9 protein-coding genes are annotated in these 10646 nt (G+C 35.0%); all 9 read left to right on the top strand.

The annotated features are described in order from the left end of the window. Positions 1-127: 127 nt before the first annotated feature. Complete coding sequence (locus tag EDD63_RS10680; protein ID WP_166667630.1) at positions 128-2152, top strand: BglG family transcription antiterminator; 2025 nt, start codon at positions 128-130, stop codon at positions 2150-2152. Between the two features lie 79 nt (positions 2153-2231). After that, a complete protein-coding gene (gene deoC / locus EDD63_RS10675) occupies positions 2232-2894 on the top strand; it encodes a deoxyribose-phosphate aldolase (protein ID WP_134171295.1) in 663 nt (220 codons plus the stop codon). Positions 2895-3092: 198 nt separating this feature from the next. After that, positions 3093-3539, top strand: coding sequence for a PTS sugar transporter subunit IIA (locus EDD63_RS10670; protein WP_134171293.1), 447 nt, complete (start codon positions 3093-3095; stop codon positions 3537-3539). Positions 3540-3574: 35 nt separating this feature from the next. Next, complete coding sequence (locus EDD63_RS10665; RefSeq protein ID WP_134171290.1) at positions 3575-4951, top strand: PTS ascorbate transporter subunit IIC; 1377 nt, start codon at positions 3575-3577, stop codon at positions 4949-4951. Positions 4952-5049: 98 nt separating this feature from the next. Continuing rightward, positions 5050-5328 carry a PTS sugar transporter subunit IIB gene (locus tag EDD63_RS10660; RefSeq protein WP_134171288.1) on the top strand — a complete coding sequence of 93 codons (279 nt, stop codon included), beginning with the start codon at positions 5050-5052 and terminating at the stop codon, positions 5326-5328. A gap of 13 nt (positions 5329-5341) precedes the next feature. Continuing rightward, positions 5342-6196, top strand: a complete 855-nt coding sequence (locus EDD63_RS10655) for a transketolase (protein WP_134171286.1) — start codon at positions 5342-5344, stop codon at positions 6194-6196. Beyond that, the gene (locus EDD63_RS10650; RefSeq protein ID WP_134171284.1) at positions 6196-7152 is read left to right on the top strand and encodes a transketolase family protein; all 957 of its coding nucleotides are present in this window, start codon (positions 6196-6198) and stop codon (positions 7150-7152) included. Before EDD63_RS10655 ends, EDD63_RS10650 begins: the two co-directional genes overlap by 1 nt. A gap of 557 nt (positions 7153-7709) precedes the next feature. Beyond that, a complete protein-coding gene (locus EDD63_RS10645) occupies positions 7710-9911 on the top strand; it encodes a purple acid phosphatase family protein (protein WP_134171282.1) in 2202 nt (733 codons plus the stop codon). Between the two features lie 61 nt (positions 9912-9972). Continuing rightward, positions 9973-10646, top strand: a 674-nt coding sequence (locus EDD63_RS10640; RefSeq protein WP_208318327.1) for a YibE/F family protein, incomplete at its 3' end; no start/stop codon positions are given.

The following is a 10646-nucleotide window of genomic DNA, read 5'->3' as shown; positions in this document are numbered from 1 at the left end:
GTGCTTTGTCTTTTTAATATTTATTGATCCTTGCTCAATTTACAATTATTGGACAAGTATATGACAAATTTTGGACTTCGTTCAAAATATAAAATATGTTATGGTGTATTTAGGTGAGGTGACGAACATGATTGAACTCGATACAAGATGTCAGGAATTATTAAATACATTACTTCAAAGTGAGGTACATATTAAGATTCAAGAAATTGTTGATGAAAAACAAATCTCTAAACGAAGCGTGTATTATGATTTGTGTAAGATCAATGATTTTTTAGCGAGCCATCATATTGAAGAAGTTACTCTTGAAAGAAGTAAAGGGATTAATCTATCACAAAAACAGAAAGAACAAATTCGTGAATTGATGTATAGTGAACCGTTAGTACGTAATGTATATTTCTCACCAAGTGAACGTGTACTTATTATCATTTGTATGATTTTACAAAAGGATCGTCCGTTGTTGATTGAAGATTTTATTGATGTTTGTCAAGTCTCAAGAAATACGATTATTAATGATTTAAAGGTAGCATCCACAAAACTACAAGAATATGGACTTACCTTAAAATTTGAAAACAAGACTGGATACATCATTCAAGGAGATGTCATTCGAAAGCGTGCACTTTTCTTCTTGTATTTTCCTGAATTGATTTCATATTATCATACAGGCGCACTCACTTCTCCATATCAAGAGCAAGTAGAGGAAAACCTAAAAAAGTTTGACTATATAGAAAAAACACTAGACACACAATATGTCAGAGATACCTTAGTTGCTTTGGCTCATTTTGTGCCGGTGTTGGGACAAGAAGATGAATCGTTCCATTTCACAGATATCGATAAAAACAAAATTATGGATACTTATGAATACACACTGGTTCAAAGAAAGTTTCATCATCTTGCAGAAGATGAATGTATCTATTTAACCTTACACTTACTTGGCTCACGCCTTGAAGTAACATCGATGGAGATCAATGATGTAAGTGAAGACCAAGAAGCTTATGATTTAGCAACGTCACTAGTAAGTGAATTTTCTAGACTTGCTTGTGTTGAATTTGAAAATAAAGAAGTTGTTGAACGTAGTATCTTTGTGCATTTAAAAGCGAGTTTATATCGTTATCGGTATGGGATTCAAATAGGAAATCCACTGATTAATGATGTAAAAGGACAATACCCAGAGCTCTTTGAAATTACCAAAAAAGCAGCTGAGTATTTAGCCCAACAAATTGGAGTTCCCATTGCAGATAATGAAATTGCATATTTAACCTTACATTTTGGTGGATTTATTTCTACCAATCAAACTGTAGATCAAATGAACATTTTAATTATCTGTCCAAATGGAATATCGACAGGAAATATGCTTCGTGCAGAAGTTAGTACACTCATACCTCACGCAGATACCATTGATGTTGTTGCACTTCGTGGCAACGATATATCTTTTGATGACTATCAAGTAGTAATATCGACAGTTGAAGTACCTAACTGCAGCAATTGCATTATTGTGCATCCAATTTTATCAGATGCAGATCGTGTTATGATTTTACGAAAATGTATGCGTACATCAGGTAAAGGACAAATTCGTGCAGATGATGTGCTTGAAATTGTGAAAAAATACGTCAAAGAAGAAGATCATCAAGCACTAAAAATTGATTTACAACATTACTTAGAATCACTTACCGAGATTCGTTATCATCCACTTCAGGATGGTAGTAGAGGGATGTTATCCTTTTTAAATGAAGAGACAATCTATTTTCATGATGAAGACTATGACTGGCAAGAAGCCATTCGTTTGTCCAGTGAACCACTTGTTGAAAAGAAAAGTATTACAACCGATTTTGTGGATGCAATGATCCGTCAAACACGAAAGATGGGACCATACATGTTTATTAATGAACATGTGGTATTGGCGCATGCAAAACCTGAAGATGGAGTTGTACAACTGGACTTTAATATGAATGTATTTGAATCAGGTGTGTATTTTCCAAAACAGAGAATAGCAAAAGTGATTTTGGTATTAGCTGCTGAAGATAAGGTCAAGCATTTAAAAATCTTAAAGGATGTTATGCACTTATTTTCAAATGAGGATATACAATCAGAGATACTTGCTTGCAAAAATGCCTCACAAATGTTACAAGTTATAGGTAAAGCACTGAAAGCTTAGTTTTGGTGTTGAATTACATTATGTATGACTATTCTTTTGTTAAGAGTAGAGTAAATAAAATACAAAGGAGAAATAAAAGATGAAAATGAATAAATTAATTGATCACACGTTATTAAAAGCAGATGCAACTCGTGATCAAATTGCAAAGTTGTGCCAAGAAGCAAAAGAATATGACTTTATGAGTGTTTGTGTAAACTCATACTGGGTACCTTTTTGTGTAGAGCAACTTGCAGGAACGGATGTAAAAGTTTGTACAGTTGTTGGATTTCCACTAGGAGCGATGAGTACAGCAGCAAAAGCCTGGGAAACAAAAGTAGCAATCGAACAAGGTGCAAAAGAAATCGATATGGTATTAAACATCGGTGAACTAAAAGGTAAAAACTATGATGTAGTACGTGAAGATGTACGTGCGGTAGTTGAAGCTGCAAAAGGAAATATCGTAAAAGTAATTTTAGAAACTTGTTTATTAACAGATGAAGAAATTGTAAAAGCAAGTGAACTTTGCGTTGAAGCAGGTGCACATTTTGTGAAAACAAGTACTGGATTTTCAACAGAAGGTGCAAACCCTCGTGTTGTAAAATTGATGAAAGACACAGTTGGTGATAAAGCGGAAGTGAAAGCTGCTGGTGGTGTACGTAGTGCTGAAGACGTTGAAAAAATGGTAGAAGCAGGTGCAACTCGTATTGGAACAAGTTCAGGAATTAAACTTGTTGCTGGTGAAAAAGTAACTGGCGGATACTAAAAACGAAATAGAAGAATCGAATAACCCCATCAACAAATTGTAAAAAACAATGATGTTTATGGGGTTTTTATGTACAATGATAAAGATAAGAAGTTGTAGAATGTACAAGTTTTGCACAAATAGTTGCACACATTTGGACTTCTATTTATGTCTAAGTTATTTGATAATGTGCTTGTAAGAAGTAAGCGGGAGGAAAACATGAAAAATATGTTACAACGTGAAAACGTACAAATTGTTGAGAGTGTAAAAGATTGGATAGATGCTATACATGTTGGCGTACAACCATTGATCGATGGTGGATATGTAGAAGCAAGATATATAGATGCAATCATTGAAAACACTGAAAAATTTGGACCATATTATGTGTTATGTAAAGACTTAGCTTTACTTCATGCAAGTTCAGAGCAGGGGGTACTGAAAAAACAATTGGCTATTACGATATTACGTCAACCAGTACGCTTCAAACCAGATGGGTTTGATGTACGACTACTCGTAACGTTAGCTGCCAGTGATTCAGAATCCCACATGCAAGCGATGCAAGCTGTATCTAATATCTTCACAGATGAAAAACGAATTGAACAACTTGCCACTGCAAAAACTGCAGATGATGCATATACGCAATTCATTGCAGCTGCAAATGAATAACTGTTAGTAAAACATAATTTAAAGGGGGTTTACAAATGAACAGTTTTTTACAAGTAATTTTAGACATTTTGTCAACGCCGTCAATTCTTGTTGGTTTGATGGCACTACTGGGGTTAATTCTACAAAAGAAACCAGTAGAAGATGTAGTTAAAGGAACCGTAAAAACAATTGTTGGGTTCTTGGTGTTAAGTGCTGGAGCAAGTTTCTTGCAAACAGGATCATTAAACGATTTTGGAACACTATTCAACTACGCGTTTGGAGTACAAGGGGTTGTTCCAAACAATGAAGCGATTGTTTCTTTAGGGTTAGCAGATTTCGCAAAAGAAACAGCATACATTATGTGTGCAGGAATGATCGCAAATATTATCATTGCTCGTTTCTCTAGATTAAACTACATTTTCTTAACTGGACACCACACACTATACATGGCATGTATGCTAGCTGTTATTTTAAACATTGGTGGATTAAGTGGAATTCCATTAATTATCTCTGGTGGATTAGTTCTTGGTTTAATCATGGTACTTGCACCAGCAATAACACAACCAACGATGCGTAAAATCGTAAAAACGGATGAACTTGCATTTGGACACTTTGGTAGTGTTGGATACTGGTTCTCTGCACAAATTGGAAAATTGGTAAAAGGAAAAAAATCATCAGAAGATATTAACTTCCCACAACGTTTTTCATTCCTACGTGATACAACAGTTGCAATTGGTCTAACAATGGTTGTCTTCTTCATTCTAGTTACAGCAGTAGCAGTTGGAAAAGGTGATTCAGCAGTTCTTGATCCAATTTTTAACGGTGAGAACTGGTTTATTTGGGCATTCATTCGTGGATTAAACTTCTCTGGAGGAGTATACATTATTCTATCTGGTGTACGTTTAATCATTGGAGAAATCGTACCTGCATTTAAAGGGATTGCAGAAAAACTTGTGCCAAATGCAAAACCTGCACTTGACTGTCCAGTGGTATTTCCATATGCACCAAATGCGGTATTGATTGGATTCTTAGTTTCATTCTTTGGTGGAATTGTTGGATTGTTTATTCTTGGATTTATTAACTCTTCAATTGTTCCAGTTGCCTTAATTTTACCAGGTGTAATTCCTCACTTCTTCTGTGGTGTAACAGCTGGAGTATTTGGAAATGCAGAAGGTGGATTACGTGGATGTGTAGTTGGTTCATTCCTACATGGATTATTGATTACATTCCTACCTGCAATTTGTATGCCAGTTATGGGAGCATTAAACTTTGCAAACACAACATTCTCAGATGCTGACTTCTCAGTTGCTGGTATCTTCTTTGGAAACATCGCACAATTTGTGCAAGGAAATGCATTAATGGTTGTATGTATTGTATTATTCTTAATTCCAATTGCTTACAACTACATTATGCCAAAGAAAAAAGCAGACTAATTTAATAAATGAGTAATTGACATATGGTCAAAAAAAGGAGATATGTTACGTATCTCCTTTATTTAAAATGTATAATAATTTCATAAGGAGGAAAAAATATGGAAGTAAAAAGAATCATGTGTTGCTGTGGTTCAGGGTTAGGATCAAGTATGCTTGTTCGCATGAATGTTGAAAAGACATTAAAAAACCTTGGCTACACAGGAATTGATGTAACACACTCATCAGTAAGTGATGCAACAGAAAATGCAGCAGACTTATTTGTTGTTGGAAAAGATTTGGAACAATTCGTGTCTTCTTTACCAAGAGTGATTATCTTAGATAACATTATGGACATGACTGAACTAGAAACAAAACTCGATGCTGAGATGAAGAAGTAGCGAGGTTTGATGTATGAATGCAAGTGAAGTAAAAGATTTGAAAGTACTATCTGCAAAGATTCGTCTTGATGTGATGAAAATGTTGTCATCATTAGGATACGGACATGTTGGGGGATCGTTATCCATTGTTGAAGTACTGAGTGTACTTTATGGAAAGTATATGCGCTATGATGCAAGTAATCCATCATGGGACAAGAGAGATATGTTTGTTTTATCAAAAGGGCATGCAGGTCCTGGATTATATGCGACATTGGCAAATGTTGGTTTTTTTGAAAAAGATATGTTGTATACCTTAAATGCTGGAGGTACAAATATGCCTTCACATCCAGACCGTTCAAAAACACCAGGTGTAGATATGACAACTGGTTCATTAGGTCAAGGAACAAGTGTAGCAGCAGGAATCGCGACAGGCTTCAAAATGAATCACACAGACCAAAAAGTATATCTAATCGTTGGTGATGGAGAACTAAATGAAGGGCAATGTTGGGAAGCATTCCAATATATCGCACACAATAAATTGAATAATTGCATCGTCTTTATTGATAATAATAAAAGACAGTTAGATGGATATACATGTGATGTTTGTAATCCATTTGATATTGAAGCAAAAATGCGTGCATTTGGTTTTCATGCACTAAGTGTTAATGGTGCAGATGAAAAAGCTATCGCAGATGCAATCGAATTGAGTTTTGATGTAAAAGATCAAGCAGTATGTATTATTTTAGATACAATCAAAGGACAAGGAATTCCTTACTTTGAGCAGTTAGAAGCAAATCACTCTGTAAAATTTAATAGCGAAGAAACACAACTAGCTACAAGTGAAGCTATTGCAAACTTGGAAGCATATATCGTAAAGGAGGGTGCCTAATGTTTACTTTAGATAGAGATAGACAAGACAAACAAGAAATGCGTATGTCAGTAGTTGGGGCCCTACAAGAAGCAATCCAAGAAAATGCAAATGTAGTTGCACTTGAAGCAGACTTAGGTGGTGCTAGTGGATGGACAAACATTCAAAAGACACATCCAGATAACTTTATTAATGTGGGTATTGCTGAAGCAAATATGATTGGAATAGCTGCAGGATTAAGTGTTACCGGTTTTGTGCCATTTGTTCATACGTTTGGACCATTTGCTACTCGTCGTGTATTTGATCAAATTTTCTTATCTGGAGCATATGCATTCAATACGTTGAATATTTATGGGTCAGATCCAGGATTTTGTGCTGGACCAAATGGTGGAACACATACAACATGGGAAGATGTAGCATTGATGCGCACCATTCCCGATGCTGTGATTTGTGATGCTGCTGATGATGTACAAATGGACTGGATTATTAAAGAATTTGCGAAAATGGAAGGTATTCACTACATACGTGGAAATCGTAAAGGTGTACGTAATCTTTATGCTAAAGGTTCAACTTTCAGATTAGGAAAAGCAAATCTATTACGTGAAGGTGAAGATGTACTTTTAATTAGTGCAGGACAACTTGTCAGTGATGCACTTGATGCAGCAAATGAATTAGCAAGTCAAGATATCGATGTTGAAGTTCTTGATATGTTTACGATTAAACCATTAGATGTTGAAGCAATTCTTAAACATAGTAAAGATAAAAAACATATCGTTGTTTTGGAAAATCACTCAATTACGGGTGGTTTAGGTAGTGCAGTCGCTGAAGTTATAGCAGAGCATGCATTACAAATTCCATTGATGCGAATGGGATGCAAAGAAGCATTTGGACAAGTAGGTTCACAAGAATACTTACAAAAAGAGTTTGGCTTAACCAAAGATGATGTAGTAAAGACAATTCAAAATCTTACCATCTAATCTTTTATTGCAATAGAAAAGCAACCGTATGTAGTTGCTATTTGAATTAGCAACCGATTTCGGTTGCTTTTTGTATTTTATACAACAATCGGTAAATAGGAGTTATCAAGATTAAATGGAAATCGCAAAAACAGGAATATGCACGCGTAGGGTGCAAATGTTAGGTTGCTTAGAAAATAGCAATCTTTCATAATGGGAATAGATAAGAAAAAAAGTGATATAAAATTTTGGGGGAAGTTGTGTGTCAAAATTTTCTTACTTTGTAATCGCAAGGATTATTCAAAAGGAGGAATGATAATAAAGTAGGGGGTATTTTAGTGTGTAAAGGTAATGTTATTGTAGCTTGGTCGTAGAATAACTTGAACATATCAAAAAGATTAGGTGAAGAAAAGATACTTCAAGTGTAACTACAAAGGATGCAAATTTGGGTGGAGTTATGTATGTACGCATAATTAAGAGTACTAGGCTTCATTAATGCATTAAATAGTCATCGTAAAAAGTAAAGGATCACGATGATAAGTAGCAAGTAATAAAATTGAACATGTAAGGAGATAATTATGTTTAAGAAAATTGGAATAACATTAGTAACAATTATGACTTTATTGAGTGGAAACTTTGGTGGTGAACATAAAGTTTTCGTAACACAAACACAAGAAGAAGCTCCAATCGAAGTCTTGTCAAATTATAATGTAGCACAAGACACAATGGAGTGGAAATATTTAGATGATAATACAGATCCAAATAAAGGTACTTGGTATGAGGGATGGAATAAACGTAACGGTTGGGCGTATCCAATTGGTTGGTTAGATTATGGTGTCGATATGAAATTTGATGATGCTGCTTGGCCTACATATCAAGGAAAGAAATTTACGACAAAAGAAAATGATAATGGACAAGTGTTAAAAACTAATGATGATGGTACAACATACAGTACATACTATTTACGTCACACATTCCGTTTAACACAAAAACAAGTAGATAGCATTTATGCAATCTCAGGAAAAGTTAAGTACAATGATGCAATGATTATGTACATCAACGGAAAACCAGTTGGTGAATTCTTCAATATTCCAACAAGCAACTACAAGAAAAATACAGAATATGGTAGTCAAGTAAAGGTTGATGGGTATATCGAAGAAGAATTTATTATCGAAGATGTGTCAAGTTTAGCTGATGGTTATGTTCCAGGAACATACAAAGATGTTTGGGATGATGACTGGAAAATGACAGTTAGTCAATTGGATGTTGCTGATACAGATGCGTATGGAAATACATTTATGGATATCACAATTGCAGTGGAACTTCACACATATGATGAAGTGGATGAAGATGCATTATTTGAATTACTTGAATTCAACATCAACCCTGCTGGTGATAAATTACCAGATAGTGATGCAGTAAAAAATGTATCATTAAACGTAGGTAGTGATGAGAGTTCATTAAACCTTGCTTGGTTTGCGACTTCTGAAAATGCAGGAGCACTTCAAATTATGGAAGGTAATGATGTAAGTGTATTTGATGAAGCAAAAGCAACAACAATATCTGCTAAATCAACAGAAAAAGCATATACAAAATTTACAGATACACACTACTACTCAAATAAAGTAGATTACAATGGAATTGAACCAGGTAAAAACTATGTGTATCGCGTAGGAAATGCAGAAGGATATTCAAAAGTATACAAACTAACTACGAAAAATGTAGATAATGGATATGAATTTATCTTCTTATCAGATGCACAAATCGGTACAGGAACCATTCCAACGGACTTACTTGGATGGGAAAACACATTAGATAAAGCATTAGGAATGTTCCCAAATGTAAGTTTTATTGCCAATACTGGAGATATGGTCGATGTAGCCAATAAAGAAAGTGAGTATGATGCATACTTTACACCAAAAGCACTACAAGGAATTCCATCAGCTACAGCTGTAGGAAACCACGATATTGCCAAAAACTATGGAAACCACTTCAATGAACCAAATCTTTCAGGATTAGGTGCAAGTGCTGCAAATAGTGATTACTACTATACATATGGAAATGTACTATACATGGTACTGAATACTAGTAATTCAAACAATGAAGAACACGTTGAGTTCATGCGTAAAGTAAATGAAGAAACGAAAGATCAAGACTTTGCATGGAAAGTTGTAATGTTCCACCAAAGTATTTATGCATCTGGAAAACAATCAACATATAAAGATCAAGTAGAACCAAGACAACAAGCATTCGTGCCGGTATTTGAAGAATTAGGTGTGGATGTAGTCTTAATGGGACACGACCACTGCTATGCACGTACAAAGATTATGAAAAACTTCATGCCTGTAGAAGGAATTGATGCAACTGCAAGTGAAGTAGAAAATCCTGATGGAATTTTATATCTAACAACAAGTAGTGCAAGTGGAAGTAAATACTATGACTTAGTGACAGAATATGAATATCTAGCAAAACGTGCGCAACCAAAGGTACCAATGTTTATGCACTTGTCATTTACAGATGATACATTTACAATGGAAGCATACCGTACAGATACATTAGAAACAGTAGATAGTTATACAATTAAGAAAACTGCGGATACACCAGTGGTAGAAAAACCAGTGGAAGAAAAGCCGGTAGTTGATACACCAAAAGATAATGATGTATCAAAACCAGCAACATCACCTGATACAGGAGATAGTACAACACCAATGGTATTTGCCTTGATGCTACTAGCTAGTGGTATGGTATTAGGAGCTTACAAGCTAAAAAGAAAAAACTAGAAAGGAGAATGTAGTGTCTTAGGATGCTACATTTCTTAATTACATGATGAAAAAGATAACGATGGATAAAAAGAGAATCAGTACAATCGTGTTACTTGTATGTGCATGTTGTTTCTTTGTGTTTCTATATTGGTTAAATACAGAGAAACTAGAATCCTATTCACTGATACATGCAGATAATCTACAATACGAAAAAGCTACGATTACTAAAGTGCATGATCAATACTTAGAAGCGGATGAACAAACGAGTTCAGGGTATCGTGGAACACAGGATGTAAAAGTAAAAGTGACAAGCGGGAAACTAGAAGGTAAAGAATTTAGTATTACCAACTATGTCACCAAAACACATAACATTCTAGTTGAAGAGGGTAGTAAAGTCATCGTGGCAGTAGATGAAACACAAGCAGGAAATAGTGTAAGTATCTACAATTATCAACGAACAAATGGTATCTACTTAATGATTGGACTATTTGTGGTGTTGATGATTGCCGTAGGTGGAATGAAAGGACTAAAAGCAGCTGTTGGTTTAGCCTTTACATTTATTACCGTATTATTCTTTACCTTACCATTAGTCTTCCATGGGTATTCACCAATTCTAATTGCGATTATAAGTGCAGTAATTATATCGGCTTTTACTTTACTGATTATTGATGGACCAACAAAGAAGACATTAGTCGCCTTTGTAGGGACTGCATGTGGAGTGATGGTTGCAGGACTCATCTTCAATATCTTTTC

Source organism: Breznakia blatticola (assembly GCF_004365815.1).
Lineage (GTDB): Bacteria > Bacillota_I > Bacilli_A > Erysipelotrichales > Erysipelotrichaceae > Breznakia > Breznakia blatticola.
The sequence above is the reverse complement of the archived record's forward strand: the minus strand, read 5'-3'. Positions and strand labels throughout refer to the sequence as shown.

Excerpts from the sequence above, each read along its gene's own strand:
- EDD63_RS10650 (WP_134171284.1), top strand. The coding sequence starts at position 6,196 with ATGTTTACTTTAGATAGAGATAGACAAGACAAACAAGAAATGCGTATG.
- EDD63_RS10670 (WP_134171293.1), top strand. The coding sequence starts at position 3,093 with ATGAAAAATATGTTACAACGTGAAAACGTACAAATTGTTGAGAGTGTA.
- EDD63_RS10680 (WP_166667630.1), top strand. The coding sequence starts at position 128 with ATGATTGAACTCGATACAAGATGTCAGGAATTATTAAATACATTACTT.
- deoC (WP_134171295.1), top strand. The coding sequence starts at position 2,232 with ATGAAAATGAATAAATTAATTGATCACACGTTATTAAAAGCAGATGCA.
- EDD63_RS10660 (WP_134171288.1), top strand. The coding sequence starts at position 5,050 with ATGGAAGTAAAAAGAATCATGTGTTGCTGTGGTTCAGGGTTAGGATCA.
- EDD63_RS10655 (WP_134171286.1), top strand. The coding sequence starts at position 5,342 with ATGAATGCAAGTGAAGTAAAAGATTTGAAAGTACTATCTGCAAAGATT.
- EDD63_RS10645 (WP_134171282.1), top strand. The coding sequence starts at position 7,710 with ATGTTTAAGAAAATTGGAATAACATTAGTAACAATTATGACTTTATTG.
- EDD63_RS10665 (WP_134171290.1), top strand. The coding sequence starts at position 3,575 with ATGAACAGTTTTTTACAAGTAATTTTAGACATTTTGTCAACGCCGTCA.